Raw genomic sequence first — 13614 nt, 5'->3', positions numbered from 1 at the left:
CCATGCGGGTGGGCGCCCTGGACGTGGGGGAGGCCCGGATCGGCCTCGCCGTGGGCGAGGAGGGAAGCCCCTTCGCCTTCGGCCGGGGCTACCTGGTGCGAAAGGGCCTGGAGGCGGATGTGGCGGCTATTTTGGACTTCGCGCGGCGGGAAGGGCTTGGGAAGCTCGTGGTGGGCCTTCCCTTGCGCACCGACCTCAAGGAAAGCCCCCAGGCCCAGAAGGTCCTCCCCTTGGTGGAAGCCCTAAGGCGGGAGGGCCTCGAGGTGGAGCTTTTAGACGAGCGCTTCACCACGAAGCTCGCCCAAAGGCGCTTGCAAAACGCCCCCAAAAGGGTGCGCCGGGACAAGGGCAAGCTGGACGAGCTTTCGGCCGTGGTGCTCCTGGAGGACTACCTTGCCCGAAGGCTCTAGGGTTTGGATCCTTAGGGGTGTCTTCGCCCTCTTCCTCACCTTCGCCCTCCTCCTCCTCTACGCCCTGTGGCTTCTCGGTCCCACGGGAAAGGAGGCGGTGGTGCGCATCCCCCGGGGGGCCACGGGGGCGGAGGCCGCCCGGATCCTGGAGGAGGCCGGGCTTTTGCGCTCGGGCTACCTCTTCTCCGCCTACCTCCGCTTCTCGGGCCGGGCCAAGCGCCTCGTTCCCGGGGTCTACCGCCTGAAGGGGGAGGGGGCTTTCCGCCTGGCCCGGGCCCTCACCGGCGGGGAGAAGCCCTTAAGCGTCACCCTGGTCTTCCCCGAGGGGGAGAGGGCGGTGGACTACGCCCAAAGGCTTACCCGGGCGGGGCTTGACGGGGAGGGCTTCCTCAGGCTCGTGGAAAACCCCGGGGCCCTCAAGCCCCCTTACGTGGAGGGCAAGACCCTGGAGGGCTACCTCTTCCCCGCCACCTACACCTTTGACCTCCTGGCCACCCCCGAGGAGGTGGTTTTGGCCATGCTCCGCCGCTTCGCCCAGGAGCTCACCCCCCCGGTGCGGGCTTTGCTGGCCGAGCGGGGGCTTTCCGTCCACCAGTGGGTGACCCTGGCCTCCATCGTCCAGGCCGAGGCGGGAAGCCCCGAGGAGATGCCCTACATCGCCGGGGTCTTCCTGAACCGCCTGGAGCGGGGGATGCCCCTCCAGGCGGACCCCACCGTGGCCTACGCCCTGGGGAAAAGGCTTCCCGAGCTTTCCCGGCCCGATGGGGACTTCGCCGTGGACTCCCCCTACAACACCTACCGCTATAGGGGCCTCCCCCCAGGGCCCATCGGCAACCCGGGGCAGAGGGCGCTTCTTTCCGTCTTAAACCCGGTGCGGCAGGACGAGAAGGGCCGGCCCTACCTCTACTTCTTCCACGCCCAGGGAAAGCTCTTCCTCAACGTGGACTTCGCCGGCCACCTCCGCGACCTGGCCCGCCACCGCTACTCCTCCCCGTAGCGCAAAAGCCTTAGCTGGGCGTAGGCGAAAAACAGGGTGAGGAGGAGGATCACCACGGTGAGGGCGGCGGCGTAGCCCAGGCGGAAGTTCTCAAAGCCCGCCTCGTAGAGGTAGTAGCCCAAAACCCGGGTGGCCCCGTAGGGCCCCCCTCGGGTGAGGAGGAAGACGGCGGCGTAGGACTGCAGGGAGAGGATCGTCCCCACCACCACCAAGAAGGCCACCGCCGGGCGCATGAGGGGGAGGACCACGTAGCGCAAGGCCTCCAAAGGCCCCGCCCCGTCCACGTAGGCGGCTTCCAGAAGGGTTTTGGGGATGGCCTTAAGCCGGGCCGAGGCCACCAGAACCCCGTAGCCCAGGTGCCGCCAGAGGGTGAAGACCACCACCATCACCAAAGCCCAAAACCCCTCCCGGTCCCAGGGGGGGATGGGAAGGAAGGAGGCCAAGGCCCCGTACTCGGGGGTGAAGAGGGTGTACCAGGAGAGGGTGGCCCCCCCGAGGGTGACGAGGCCCGGGAGGAAGAGGAGCCCCTTGGCCAGGCGCTCGTAGGGGGTGCCCTCTAGGAGGAAGGCGAGAAGGAGGGAGAGGCCGAGGAAGGGGGGGAGGGCCAGGAGCCAAAACTTCAGGGTGACCCAGAGGCTTCCCCAGAAGGCGGGGTCTTGGAGGAGGTCCCGGTAGTTCCTAAGCCCCACGGGCTTGGGCTCGGAAAGCCCCGACCACTCCCAGGTGGAAAAGCGAAGGACGTCCAAAAAGGGGTAGAGGACGAAAAGCCCCAGGGTGGCCAGGGCCGGGAGGGAGAAGAGGAGAAGGGGGATCCGCCGCACGGGCTACCAGAGGTAGAGGAGGCTCAGGAGGAAGGGAAAGCGGTCCGAAGCCGAGACCTCCAGGGCCAAAGGCTCCAGGTAGAGCCTGAAGCCCGCTCCCCAGGCCAGGTGGAGGCCGCTTCCCGCCTGGTAGCCGAGGCCCAGGGTTCCCGAGAGGGCCCCCCCGGGAAGCTCCAGGCTGGCCACCGGCCCCACGTGGGCCCCGAAGGGGTAGCGGAGGTCCAGGCCGAGGCCCACCGAGGCGAAGAGGCTTTCCACCACGAGGCCGGGGAAGAGGTTGGCCTTGAGGAGGGCGTAGGCCTCGGGGCTTTGGGAAAGGAGGACCTGGGCGTCCAGGCCCGTGTCTATGCCCAAGGGGTTGAAGGGCAGGAGGAGGCCTCCTTGCAGGTAGAAGCCCTTTTCCGGGGCGTAGCCTAGGCCCAGGGTGTTTTCCGGGTAGGCGGGGGCCTGGGCCAGGGCGAGGCCCAGGGCCAAGGCCAAAAGGGCCAGAAGCCGCTTCATAGCCCTTCCATCCTACCAGGTAGGATGGGGCCATGGAGGTGGCCTTTTCCCTAAAGCCCCTTTCCTCCCTGGTTCCCGTGCGGGAGGTGCCCCTTCTCGTCCTGGTGGGCCTCACCGGGGTGGGGAAGAGCACCCTGGTGGAGGCCTTAGGCCTTCCCCGGCTTCCCGACCGCCGGGAGCTCGTGGACCGCTACGTCCTCCCCCGCTACGGGGCCAAGCCCCCCATCCCCCGGGAGGAGCGCTTCCGCTACACCCGGCTTTTCCGGGAGGAGTTTCCGGGCGGGGTGGCGGAGGTTTTGGCCCGGGGCTACGCGGCCCCTAAGCCCCTCCTCCTCTTTGACGGCCTAAGGGGGGAGAAGGAGGTGGCCTTCGCCCTGGAAAACCTCCCCAAGGCCCATTTCGTCCTCCTCCACGCCCGGGAGGCCACCCGGCTTAAAAGGCTCCTCGCCCGGAAGGACGCCTTTGACCGGGTGGCTCTGAAGGCGGAGGAGCTTGCCGCCCTTAAGGCCCTGGCGGAAGGGGTCCTGGCCCCCGAGGAGCTTGCGGAGGCCCTGGCCTTGGCCCCGTGGGAGGAGGTTTTGGCCAAGCTCAAGATCGTGGCCGAGGAGAAGCGGAACTACGACCCCGAGGGCCCCTTGCGCCTCCTTTCGGGCCACCCCCGGGCCCTGGTCCTAGACACCGAGGCCCTGTCCCCGGGAGAGGAGGTCCAGAAGGTAAAGCGCTTCCTCCGGGAAAGGGGCCTTTTAGAATGAGGTCTATGCCGACCCTGAAGGCGATCCGCCTCATCCCCTTTCGCATTCCCCTAAAAGCCCCCTTGCGCTGGGGGAAGGCCTCGGAGCTTGCCGCCTTGGAGCACGCCCTTTTGGAGGTGGAGCTTGCCGATGGCTCCGTGGGCCGGGCGGAGGTGGCCATAAGGCCCACCATCTACGGTGAGACCCTGGGGAGCGTGAGGGCGGGGCTTGCGTACCTGAAGCCCAAGCTTTTGGGCCTCGAGGCCGACGACCAGGAGGGGATCCGTAAGGTCCTCGAGGCCTTTCCCTACAACTTTGGCCTTAAAGGGGCCTTGGACACCGCCATCTGGGAGGCTTGGGCGAGGAGCGAGGGGGAGGAGCTTCACCAGGTCCTGAAGCCCGCCAAGCACCGGGTGCGGGTGGCCTACATCCTGGGCCTTGGGTCCGAGGAGGAGGTTTTGGAGGACGCCCGCATGGCCTACGGGGCGGGGGTGAAGGTCTTCAAGGTGAAGGTGGGGCGGGACCTCGAGGCGGACACGAAGCGCCTCCTTCGCCTTAAGGAAGCCCTCCCCGAGGCCCAGTTCTACGCCGACGCCAACGAGACCCTCTCCCCCGAGGAGGCGGAGCGCTACCTTTGGGCCTGGAAGGAGCTAGGCCTCCTCTACGTGGAAGAGCCCTTGCTCATAGAGCGGGTGGAGGCCCGGAAAAGGCTTCGGGAAAAGGGCATCCTCCCCCTCATCGCCGACGACTCCGCCATGACCCCCAAGGACCTCAGGCGGGAGCTTGAGCTCAACACCTTTGACATCCTGAACCTCAAGCCCGCGCGCACCGGCATCACCTGGACCCTGGAGATGCTGGCCTTGGCCCGGGAGAAGGGCAAAAAGGCCATGGTGGGAAGCCAGGCCCAAAGCAGTTTCGGGGCCTACCAGTCGGCCCTCCTCGCCTTCCAACAGGGGGTCACCGAGCCCTCGGAGCTCGCCTTCCACCTCAAGGCCGAGGGGAGCTTCTTCCCCTTCCCCGCCTTCCGGGAGGGGTGGCTTTACTGGGAGGACCTGGTGGAGGGCCGCTTTGACGAGGAGGCCTTCGCCCGGTACGCCCTAAAGGAGGCTTAGGGCTTCCCGGAAGTCCCGGAAAACCCCCTTGGCCCCCGCCTCGAGGAGGGCCTCCACCCCGTGCCCTGTGAGGAGGGCGTAGGTGGGAATCCCCGCCCCCACGGCGCTTCTCACCCCGGAAGGGGAGTCCTCAAAGGCCAAAGCCTCCTCGGGGGCCACCCCCAGGCGCTCCAAGGCCACCCGGTAGGGGAGGGGGTCGGGCTTCCCCCGGCCCACCTCCTCCGCCAGGATGAGAAGAGGCGGCTTTAGCCCCAGGGCCTTCAGGACGTGGTGAGCGTTTTCCTTAGGGGCGTTGGTCACCACGCCCCAGGAAAGCCCCTTTTCCCGTATCCTTTCCAGGAACTCGGGGAGGCCCGGGAGGGGCTTTAGCCCTTGGGCGAGCTCCCGGAAGCGGGCCTCCTTGGCCGCGATGAGGCTTTCCGCCTCCTCCCCTTCCAGGCCCAGGAGGTCCCGCACGATCTCGGGGTTAAGCCTTCCCGAGATCCTTTCCCGGTAGAAGGCGGGGTCCACCGTAAGGCCATAGGGCCTAAGGACCTCCCGCCAGGCGAGGAGGTGCAAGGGGTCGGTGTCCGCTAAGGTGCCGTCTAGGTCAAAGAGGATGGCCTTAACCACGGCTCACCTCCCGGGCCATTTCCCAAAGCAGGAGATAAAGGGCGAGGCTTAGGGCGAGGAGGCCCCAGGGGATCCCGGAAACGGGGAGGAGGGCGAAAAGCCCGGGGATCAGGGTGCTCCCCGCCGCCCCGGCGTACATGAGCCCTCCCAGGGCCCGGTGGCCGAAGCGGGCCTGGACCAGGGCAAAGAGGGTGGAGAAGAGGGGCCCTAGCAGGAAGCCCGCCAGGGGGAAGAGGAGGGCGGCCTTGGGGTGGAGGTTAAGGAGGAGAAGGCCCATCACCCCGAGGAGGAGCCTTTGGAGGGCCCTCAAGGGGTCCTTCGCCACCCGCCTAGCCAGGAGAAGCCTTCCCAGGGCCAAAAAGAGCCAGTAAAGGCTTAGGAGAAGGCCCCCCAGGGCGGTGGCGTGGCCCAGGGCCTCGAGCCACACCCGGTTCCAGGTGGCCAACGCCCCCTCGAGGCCCGTGTACAGGCCCACCAGGAGCAAAAAGGGCCAGAGGGCACCCCTTCGCTCCCTGGGGGTCTGGGCCACCTTGGGCGCCTTCCAGACCAGGAAGGCTGCCGCCCAGGCCAGCCCCCCCGCCAGGACCAGGAGGAGGGGGTAGGGGAGGAAGGTGAGGGCCAGGGGGGTGAAGACCGCCCCCAGGCCGAAGGCCACGTTCACCCGGTTCAGAAGCTCCACCCGCCTTTCCGGGTAGAGCTCCCCCACCAGGCTATTCCCGTGGACGTTTACCATCCCTTCCCCCAGGCCCAAAAGGAAGGCTAAGGGCACCACCCAGGCGTAGGTGGGGGCTAAGGCCAGGCCCAGGAAGGCGAGCCCTACCAGGCCCAAGGCTAAAGGGAAAAGAGGATGGCGCTTTTCCCCCTGGCCCAAGCGCACCCCCAGGAGAAGGCCTAAAAGAAGGGCGGTGTAGAAAAAGGAGACCTCTCCCCCCACCCCGTACCGCGCCCGCCAGAGGGGCAGGGCCGCCCCCGGGAGGGCCACGATCACCCCCACCAGAAAAATCGCCAGGAAGGAGCCCCAGAAAAACCGCACGGACCGCATTCTCCTCTTTCCTGACCCTTTGGTCAATAATGGGAGGCATGGAGGCCCTTCTGGCCAAGGCCCTCTCCGGGGAAGGCTTCTTCGCCTTCCCGGGGGTTTTGCTGGTGCGGGGGCCCGATGCCTTCTCCTTCCTCCAGGGGCAGTGCACCCGGGACCTAAGGCGGCTTCAGGGGCCCGCGGGGGCCCTTTTCCTCAACCACAAGGGGCAGATAGAGGAGGCGGCCACCCTCTTCCCCCACCCCGAGGGCTTCCTCCTCGCCCCTTGGGGGAGCCTCGAGGGCTTGGAAAAACGCCTGCGGCGCTACATCGTCTTTGACCAGGTGGAGCTTGTGGCGCTTCCCCTCTTCCGCCTCCTCTACGCCGACGGGCGGGAAGTGCTCGCCGAAGGGGCCGAAGGGGCGCTTCCTATGGAGCTCTACCCCCTCTACACCCTCCTCAAGGGCCTTCCCCTCCTCTCGGACATCCAAGGGGAACTCCCCCAAAGCGTGGGTCTCCTCCACCTGGTGGACTACGGCAAGGGGTGCTACGTGGGCCAGGAGATCATGGCCCGCACCGAGGGCAAGGAGGTGCCCTACCGCCTGGTGGGCCTTAGGGCCCTGGAGGGGGGCGAGGCCCCGGCGGAGCTTTTCCTGGAGGGAAAGCGGGTGGGAGAGGCGAAGCGCCTTTTAGAGACCCCCTTCGGCCTCCTGGGCCTTGCCGTGGTGCGGAAGGAGGTGCCCCTGGGGGCGGTGGTGGAAGGGAAGGGGGGGCGGTACCTCCTGGAGGGCCTCCCCTTCAAGGAGGCGGCATGAGGGCGGAGATCCTGGGGGTAGGCACCGAGCTTCTTTACGGGGAAACCTTGGACACCAACACGGCGGAGATCGCAAGGAGCCTCAAGCCCTACGCCCTCAAGGTGGAAAGGACCCTCCGGGTGGCCGACGAGCCCGAGGTCCTGGCCCGGGAGGTGCGGGCGGCCTGGGAGCGGGCCAGGCTCGTGGTGCTCTCCGGGGGGCTCGGCCCCACCCCCGACGACGTGACCCGGGAGGCGGTGGCCCTGGCCCTAGGGGAGCCCTTGGAGCTGGACGAGGCCATGCTTAAGGCGATAGAGGCCCTCTTCCGCGCCCGGGGCCGGGCCATGCCCGAGGCCAACCGCAAGCAGGCCCTGAATATCCCCTCCGCCACCTGGCTCCCCAACCCCTTGGGCACCGCCCCCGGGTGGTGGGTGCGCAAGGAGGGGAAGGACCTGGTGCTTTTGCCGGGGCCTCCCATGGAGTGGCGGCCCATGTGGCGGGAGGTTTTGCCCAAGCTGGGCCTTCCCCAAAGGCCCTACGCCGAGCGCGTGCTCAAGACCTGGGGCATCGGGGAGTCGGACATCGTGGAGCGGCTTGGGCCCCTCTTCGCGCGGGAAGAGGAGGTGGAGGTGGGCACCTACCCCAAGCTCCACGGGGTGGAGGTGGTGATCCGGGGCCGGGAGGACCGGGTGGCGGAGCTTGCGGAGAAGATCAAGAAGAAGCTCCTCAAGGAGATCTGGGGCGAGGGGGAGATCACCCTGGCCGAGGCGGTGAAAAGGCGCTTGGAGCGGGAAGGGGCTACCCTTTCCACCATGGAAAGCCTCACCGGGGGGCTTTTGGGAGCGGAGATCACCCGCGTGCCGGGGGCAAGCCGCTTTTATTTGGGGGGCGTGGTATCCTATTCCGTAGGGGCCAAGGCCCGCTTCGGTGTGCCGGAGGACCTCCTTTCCAAGACGGTTTCCGCCGAGACGGCCAAGGCCATGGCGGAGGCCTGCCGGAGGCTCTTCGGCGCCACCTACGCCCTGGCCACCACCGGGGTGGCGGGGCCGGATCCCCTCGAGGGCGAGCCCCCGGGCGTGGTCTACGTGGCCCTGGCGGGGCCTAAAGGGGTGGAGGCCCGGCGCTACCGCTTCCCCGGGGACCGGGAGGCGGTAAGGTGGCGGAGTGTCTACGCGGCTTTGGCCCTTTTACTGACATGAGGCTCTTCTTCGCGGTTTTTCTTCCCGAGGACGTGCGGCGGGCCCTGGTGGAGGCCCAGGGGAAGGTGGCCCCCTTCAAGGGCTGGAAGGAGGTCCCGCCCCACCAGCTCCACCTCACCCTCCTTTTCCTGGGGGAAAGGCCCGAAAGGGACCTGGAGGACCTCATCGCCCTGGGCCACCGCCTGGGGCGGAACTTCCCTCCCTTCACCGCCCGCATCCGGGGCACGGGCTACTTCCCCAACGAGGGCACCCCCCGGGTCTGGTTCGCCAAGGCGGAAGGGGAGGGCTTCGCTTTCCTGGCCGAGGCCTTGCGGGAGGGGGTGGCGGAGGCCTTGGGGGAGGAGGCCTTAAGGGCGGGGGGGGACAAGCCCTTCAAGCCCCACATCACCCTGGCCCGCCGCAAGGCCCCGGCCCCTAGGGTGCCCCCCGTGGTCTTCGGCCTGGAGTGGCCGGTGACGGAGTTCGCCCTGGTGCGCTCGGAGCTCAAGCCCAAGGGCCCCATCTACACGATTCTGGAAAAATTCCCCTTAAGAGGTGAGCATGGACGAGAACAAGAGGAAAGCCCTGGAAAACGCCCTGAAGACCATTGAAAAGGAGTTTGGCAAGGGGGCCATCATGCGCCTGGGGGAGATGCCCAGGCTCCAGGTGGACGTGATCCCCACGGGCTCCTTGGGTCTGGACCTGGCCTTGGGGATCGGGGGGATCCCCCGGGGACGGGTCATTGAGATCTACGGCCCGGAGTCCGGGGGCAAGACCACCCTGGCCCTCACCATCATCGCCCAGGCCCAGAAGCAGGGGGGGGTGGCCGCCTTCGTGGACGCGGAGCACGCCCTAGACCCCCTCTACGCCAAGCGGCTCGGGGTGGACGTGGAGAACCTCCTGGTCTCCCAGCCCGACACCGGGGAGCAGGCTTTGGAGATCGTGGAGCTCCTCGCCCGCTCGGGGGCGGTGGACGTGGTGGTGGTGGACTCGGTGGCCGCCCTGGTGCCCAAGGCGGAGATTGAGGGGGAGATGGGGGACCAGCACGTGGGCCTCCAGGCCAGGCTCATGAGCCAGGCCTTAAGGAAGCTCACCGCCGTCCTCGCCAAGAGCAACACCGCCGCCATCTTCATCAACCAGGTGCGGGAGAAGGTGGGGGTGATGTACGGCAACCCCGAGACCACCCCCGGGGGGAGGGCCCTCAAGTTCTACGCCAGCGTGCGCCTGGACGTGCGCAGGAGCGGCCAGCCCATCAAGGTGGGCAACGAGGCGGTGGGCATCCGGGTCAAGGTCAAGGTGGTGAAGAACAAGCTGGCCCCCCCCTTCCGCGAGGCGGAGCTGGAGATCTACTTCGGCAGAGGCTTGGACCCGGTCATGGACCTGGTGAACGTGGCCGTGGCCGCCGGGGTCATTGAGAAGGCGGGGAGCTGGTTCTCCTACGGGGAGCACCGCTTGGGCCAGGGCAAGGAGAAGGCGGCCGAGTACCTGAGGGAGCGCCCTGAGCTTCTGGAGGAGATCCGGGCCAAGGTGCTGGAACGTTCCGACCAGGTGGTCCTGGCGGCAAGCGGGGACGAGGAGGCGGAATGAGCCCCTTGGATGCGGTCCTTCTCCTTTTGGTCCTGGCCCTCGCCGGGGCCCTCTTCTGGCGGCGCCGGGGGGACGAGGCCTCGGCCCTCGAGGCCAAGCGCCTCCTGGAGGCGGCCAAGGCCGAGGCCCAGGAGGCTTTGGAGACGGCCCGCAAGGAGGCCCGGGAGATCCTCGAGGCGGCCCAAAGGGAGGCCAGGGCCCTCCGGGAGGAGACCGAGGCCCAGCTCCAGGCCCGCAGGCGGGAGCTGGAAGAGGCGTTCCGCCAAAGGGCGGAGGCCTTGGAGGCGGAGCTTAAGGAGCGCCTCGCCGGGCGGGAGGAGCGCCTAAGGCTGGAGCGGGAAGAGCTTAAGGCGGAGAGAGAGCGGCTTAAAGCCCTCCAGGAGGAGCTTAAGGCTGAGAGGGAGCGCCTAAAAGAAGAAAGGGAGGAACTCCGCCGCGAGGCGGAAAGGCTTTCCAAGCGGGGGGAGGCCCTGGACGCCCGGGCCCTGAAGCTGGACGCCCAGGAGGAGGCCTTAAAGGCCCGGGAGGCGGCCCTTTTTGAGCGGGAAAAGGAGGTGGAGCGGAAGCTTTACGAGGTGGCGGGCCTCTCCCCGGAGGAGGCCAGGCGGCGCATCCTGGAGAAATTAGACCAGGAGTTGGAGGAGGAGAAGGCCCAGAAGGTGCGGGCCGCCCTAGAAAAGGCGCGCCTCGAGGCCAAGCGGGAGGCCCAGAAGATCCTGGCCCAGGCCATGCAGCGCCAGGCCTCGGAGACCGCCGCCCAGCTTGCCGTCACCGTGGTGCCCATTCCCTCCGACGCCATGAAGGGCCGGATCATCGGCCGGGAGGGGCGGAACATCCGCACCTTTGAGGCTTTAACCGGGGTGGACCTGATCATTGACGACACCCCCGAGGCGGTCCTGCTTTCCTCCTTCAACCCCGTGCGCCGGGAGATCGCCCGCATGGCCCTGGAGGAACTCTTGAAGGACGGGCGCATCCACCCGAGCCGCATTGAGGAGGTGGTGGAGAAGGCCAAGCAGGAGATGAAGACCTTCATCTACGAGAGGGGCGAGGAGGCCGCCTTGGAGGCGGGGGTGGTGAGCCTGAAACCCGGCCTCATCCAGCTTTTGGGGAGGCTCCACTTCCGCTCTAGCTACGGCCAAAACGTCCTCAAACACTCGGTCCAGGTGGCCCACCTCGCCGGGATCATGGCGGCGGAGCTGGGCCTGGATGCCGCCCTCGCCCGGAGGGCCGGGCTTCTACACGATATCGGCAAGAGCGTGGACCGGGAGGTGGAGGGAAGCCACGTGGAGATCGGCATCGCCCTGGCCCGCCGCTTCGGGGAGCCCAAGGAGGTGGTGGACGCCATCGCCCACCACCACGACCCGGAGAACGCCGAGACCACCTACGCCGTCTTGGTGGCGGCGGCGGACGCCCTCTCGGCGGCGCGGCCCGGGGCCAGGCGGGAGAGCCTCGAGGAGTACCTCCAGCGCCTGGAGGCCCTGGAGCGCATCGCCCTCTCCTTCCCCGGGGTGGAGCAGGCCTTCGCCGTCCAGGCGGGCCGGGAGGTGCGGGTCATCGTCAAGCCCGAGAAGGTTTCCGACGCCAAGGCCACGCTTTTGGCCCGGGAGATCGCGAACCGCATTGAGCGGGAGATGAACTACCCCGGCCAGGTCCAGGTGACCGTGGTGCGGGAGACCCGGGCGGTGGAGTACGCCCGGTAGGCTAAAATGGGGCGATATGCTTCGGGGCGAGGACATCGGGATTGACCTGGGGACGGCCAGCGTCCTCATCTACGTGCGGGGGAAGGGCATTGTCCTCAAGGAGCCCTCGGTGATCGCCGTGGTCCAGGGGAAGAAGGAGGTGAAGGCGGTGGGGGCCGAGGCCTACCGGATGCTGGGGCGCACCCCCGGCAACATCGTGGCCGTGCGCCCCTTGAAGGACGGGGTCATCGCCGACTACGCCCTCACCGAGCGGATGCTCCTCCTCTTCCTGCAAAAGGTGCTCTCCCCCATGAGCCGCTTCTTCAAGCCCCGGGTGATGGTGGGCGTGCCCTCGGGGGTCACGGACGTGGAGAGGCGGGCGGTGGTCCAGGCGGTCTCCGCCCTGGCCCAGAAGGTCTACCTCATTGAGGAGCCCCTGGCGGCGGCCATCGGGGCCGGGATCAACGTGGCCGAGCCCACGGGGAGCATGGTGGTGGACATCGGCGGGGGCTCCACGGACATCGCCGTCATCTCCCTGGGGGGGATCGTGCGCTCGGAAAGCCTTCGTATCGCCGGGAACGAGATGGACCAGGCCATCATCCTCCACATTCGCCAGAAGTACAACCTCCTCATCGGGGAGCGCACCGCCGAGGAGCTGAAGATCCGGCTGGGCCGGGCCAAGCTCCTTCCCGGGGAGGAGAAGGAGGTGGCCGAGGTCCGGGGCCGGGACCTGGTCTCCGGGCTTCCCCGCACCGCCGAGATCCCCGCCGAGGACGTGGTGGAGGCCCTCCAGGAGCCTCTAAGCAAGATCTTCCAGGGGGTGAAGAACGTCCTGGAGACCACGCCCCCGGAGCTGGCCTCGGACATCTACGAGCGAGGCATCCTCCTCACCGGGGGCGGGGCGCTTTTGAAGAACCTGGACGTGGCCCTGCAGGAGGCCACGGGGGTGCCGGTGGTGGTGGCGGAAAACCCCATAGAGGCCGTGGCCCTGGGCACGGGGAAGGCCCTGGAGATGCTCCACGTCCTCGAGGACACCATCCTTTCCTCCGACGACGTCCTGAGGAGGTGAGGCCCCTTGGACATCCAGGAGATCCTTAGGCTTTTGCCCCACCGCTACCCCTTCCTCCTCATAGACCGGGTCCTCCACGCGGACGAGAAGGGCTTCCGCGCCCTTAAGAACGTCACCTACAACGAGCCCCACTTCCAGGGGCACTTCCCCGGCTACCCCATCATGCCCGGGGTCTTGATCCTCGAGGCCATGGCCCAGGCGGCGGTGGGCTCCATCGCCCGGCAGCCCGGCTTCAAGCCCGGGGGGCTTGTGTTCCTGGTGGGGGTGGAGGAGGCCCGCTTCAAAAAGCCCGTGGTCCCCGGGGACGCTTTGGTCCTGGAGGGGGAGGTCCTCTTCTTCCGCCGGGGCTTGGGGAAGGTGGCGGTGCGGGCCTTGGTGGAGGGAGAGGAAAGGGCCAGCGCCACCTTAAGCTTCGCCCTCAAGGAGGCCTGATGGAGGCGTACCTCAAGCGGGCCCGGGGCGGCCGGGTGGTGCGCACCGGGTTTTTGGACCTGGAAGCCCAGGCCCTCCTGGAGCGAAGGGCCCGGGAGGAGGGCCTTAAGGTGGCCTTCTTCGGGGGTTTCCCTTTGGCCCGGCGCAAGGCGGCCGTCCTCCACCCCCCCGAGGTCCCCGGGGTGGACGACCCCGTGCGGGTCTACTTCCTGAAGGAGCCGCCCCCGGACCTGGGAGAGGCCTTAGGGGACGTGGTGCCCTGGGAGGATGGGTATCTGGTGGCGGTGCTCCCCGAGGGGGAGCAGGCCCTGAGGGAGGCGGGCCTTGACCTTCTTGCTCCCCCTGAGGGGGCCTTGCGGGACGCCACGGAAAGGGTGAGGACCCTGGTGGTCCCCTCCTTGCGGGTGGACGTGGTGGGGGCCAAGGGCTTCGGCGTCTCCCGCAGCTACTTCGCCCAGGGGGTCAAGGCGGGGAAGGTGCGCTTGAGGGGGCGCCCTGCCTCCCCCAAGGACGAGATGGCCCCGGGGGACACCCTCTTCGCCGAGGGGCTTGGGAGCCTGAAGCTCTTGGAGGTGCTTGGCGAAACCCGGCGGGGCAACTATAAAATCAAGGTGGAGGTGGAACGGTAGGCGGAAGAGGCTTTCGGGGTCCATTGGGCTTGACGGGGATCGGG

15 protein-coding genes and 1 pseudogene are annotated in these 13614 nt (G+C 68.0%); 12 read left to right on the top strand and 4 right to left on the bottom strand.

The features are described from left to right. The first annotated feature begins 2 nt into the window (after nt 1-2). Both ruvX and mltG read left to right on the top strand, forming a co-directional pair. Nucleotides 3-410: a Holliday junction resolvase RuvX gene (gene ruvX, locus IEX93_RS03370; RefSeq protein ID WP_188846458.1), complete on the top strand. Its 408-nt coding sequence runs from the start codon at nt 3-5 to the stop codon at nt 408-410. Further along, nucleotides 394-1407: an endolytic transglycosylase MltG gene (mltG, locus tag IEX93_RS03365; RefSeq protein ID WP_188846456.1), complete on the top strand. Its 1014-nt coding sequence runs from the start codon at nt 394-396 to the stop codon at nt 1405-1407. Before ruvX ends, mltG begins: the two co-directional genes overlap by 17 nt. Here the strand turns inward: mltG and IEX93_RS03360 are convergent. Next, the gene (locus tag IEX93_RS03360) at nt 1392-2228 is read right to left on the bottom strand and encodes a carbohydrate ABC transporter permease (protein WP_188846454.1); all 837 of its coding nucleotides are present in this window, start codon (nt 2226-2228) and stop codon (nt 1392-1394) included. The genes mltG and IEX93_RS03360 overlap by 16 nt on opposite strands. Nucleotides 2229-2231: 3 nt before the next feature. After that, nucleotides 2232-2729, bottom strand: coding sequence for a bioflim formation protein (locus IEX93_RS03355; protein ID WP_188846452.1), 498 nt, complete (start codon nt 2727-2729; stop codon nt 2232-2234). A 32-nt stretch (nt 2730-2761) separates the two neighbouring features. Here IEX93_RS03355 and IEX93_RS03350 point away from each other — a divergent pair, with 32 nt between their 5' ends. Together IEX93_RS03350 and IEX93_RS03345 are read left to right on the top strand one after the other, a co-directional pair. Next, nucleotides 2762-3481, top strand: coding sequence for a DEAD/DEAH box helicase family protein (locus tag IEX93_RS03350; protein WP_188846450.1), 720 nt, complete (start codon nt 2762-2764; stop codon nt 3479-3481). Between the two features lie 5 nt (nt 3482-3486). Further along, the gene (locus IEX93_RS03345) at nt 3487-4572 is read left to right on the top strand and encodes an enolase C-terminal domain-like protein (RefSeq protein ID WP_188846448.1); all 1086 of its coding nucleotides are present in this window, start codon (nt 3487-3489) and stop codon (nt 4570-4572) included. Here the strand turns inward: IEX93_RS03345 and IEX93_RS03340 are convergent. Both IEX93_RS03340 and IEX93_RS03335 read right to left on the bottom strand, forming a co-directional pair. Further along, nucleotides 4558-5184: an HAD family hydrolase gene (locus IEX93_RS03340; protein ID WP_188846446.1), complete on the bottom strand. Its 627-nt coding sequence runs from the start codon at nt 5182-5184 to the stop codon at nt 4558-4560. The two genes, IEX93_RS03345 and IEX93_RS03340, sit on opposite strands and share 15 nt — an antisense overlap. Next, nucleotides 5177-6265, bottom strand: a pseudogene (locus IEX93_RS03335) (MFS transporter); the annotation flags it as partial. The gene IEX93_RS03340 and the pseudogene IEX93_RS03335, both read right to left, overlap by 8 nt. On the opposite strand from IEX93_RS03335, the gene IEX93_RS03330 reads away from it, so the two are divergent. Genes IEX93_RS03330 through IEX93_RS03295 form a run of 8 tightly spaced genes read left to right on the top strand, consistent with a single transcriptional unit; the run spans nt 6265 to nt 13570 of the window. Further along, nucleotides 6265-7017 carry a YgfZ/GcvT domain-containing protein gene (locus IEX93_RS03330; RefSeq protein ID WP_188846442.1) on the top strand — a complete coding sequence of 251 codons (753 nt, stop codon included), beginning with the start codon at nt 6265-6267 and terminating at the stop codon, nt 7015-7017. The pseudogene IEX93_RS03335 and the gene IEX93_RS03330 overlap by 1 nt on opposite strands. Further along, nucleotides 7014-8195, top strand: a complete 1182-nt coding sequence (locus tag IEX93_RS03325; protein ID WP_188846440.1) for a CinA family nicotinamide mononucleotide deamidase-related protein — start codon at nt 7014-7016, stop codon at nt 8193-8195. The genes IEX93_RS03330 and IEX93_RS03325 overlap by 4 nt, the downstream gene beginning before the upstream one ends. Beyond that, nucleotides 8192-8785 (top strand): RNA 2',3'-cyclic phosphodiesterase, encoded by a 594-nt coding sequence (gene thpR / locus IEX93_RS03320; RefSeq protein WP_188846438.1) that lies wholly within the window; start codon nt 8192-8194, stop codon nt 8783-8785. The genes IEX93_RS03325 and thpR overlap by 4 nt, the downstream gene beginning before the upstream one ends. Next, nucleotides 8736-9761 carry a recombinase RecA gene (gene recA / locus IEX93_RS03315; protein ID WP_188846436.1) on the top strand — a complete coding sequence of 342 codons (1026 nt, stop codon included), beginning with the start codon at nt 8736-8738 and terminating at the stop codon, nt 9759-9761. The genes thpR and recA overlap by 50 nt, the downstream gene beginning before the upstream one ends. Beyond that, nucleotides 9758-11461 carry a ribonuclease Y gene (rny, locus tag IEX93_RS03310; RefSeq protein WP_188846434.1) on the top strand — a complete coding sequence of 568 codons (1704 nt, stop codon included), beginning with the start codon at nt 9758-9760 and terminating at the stop codon, nt 11459-11461. Before recA ends, rny begins: the two co-directional genes overlap by 4 nt. 16 nt (nt 11462-11477) lie before the next feature. Then, a complete protein-coding gene (locus IEX93_RS03305; RefSeq protein WP_188846432.1) occupies nt 11478-12509 on the top strand; it encodes a rod shape-determining protein in 1032 nt (343 codons plus the stop codon). A gap of 6 nt (nt 12510-12515) precedes the next feature. Continuing rightward, the gene (fabZ, locus tag IEX93_RS03300; protein ID WP_188846429.1) at nt 12516-12941 is read left to right on the top strand and encodes a 3-hydroxyacyl-ACP dehydratase FabZ; all 426 of its coding nucleotides are present in this window, start codon (nt 12516-12518) and stop codon (nt 12939-12941) included. After that, nucleotides 12941-13570: an RNA-binding protein gene (locus IEX93_RS03295; protein WP_188846427.1), complete on the top strand. Its 630-nt coding sequence runs from the start codon at nt 12941-12943 to the stop codon at nt 13568-13570. The genes fabZ and IEX93_RS03295 overlap by 1 nt, the downstream gene beginning before the upstream one ends. The last annotated feature ends 44 nt before the right edge of the window (nt 13571-13614 follow it).

The organism is Thermus composti (genome assembly GCF_014647535.1).
Lineage (GTDB): Bacteria > Deinococcota > Deinococci > Deinococcales > Thermaceae > Thermus > Thermus composti.
Note: the sequence above shows the minus strand (reverse complement) of the source record. Positions and strands in the feature narration are given on the sequence as shown.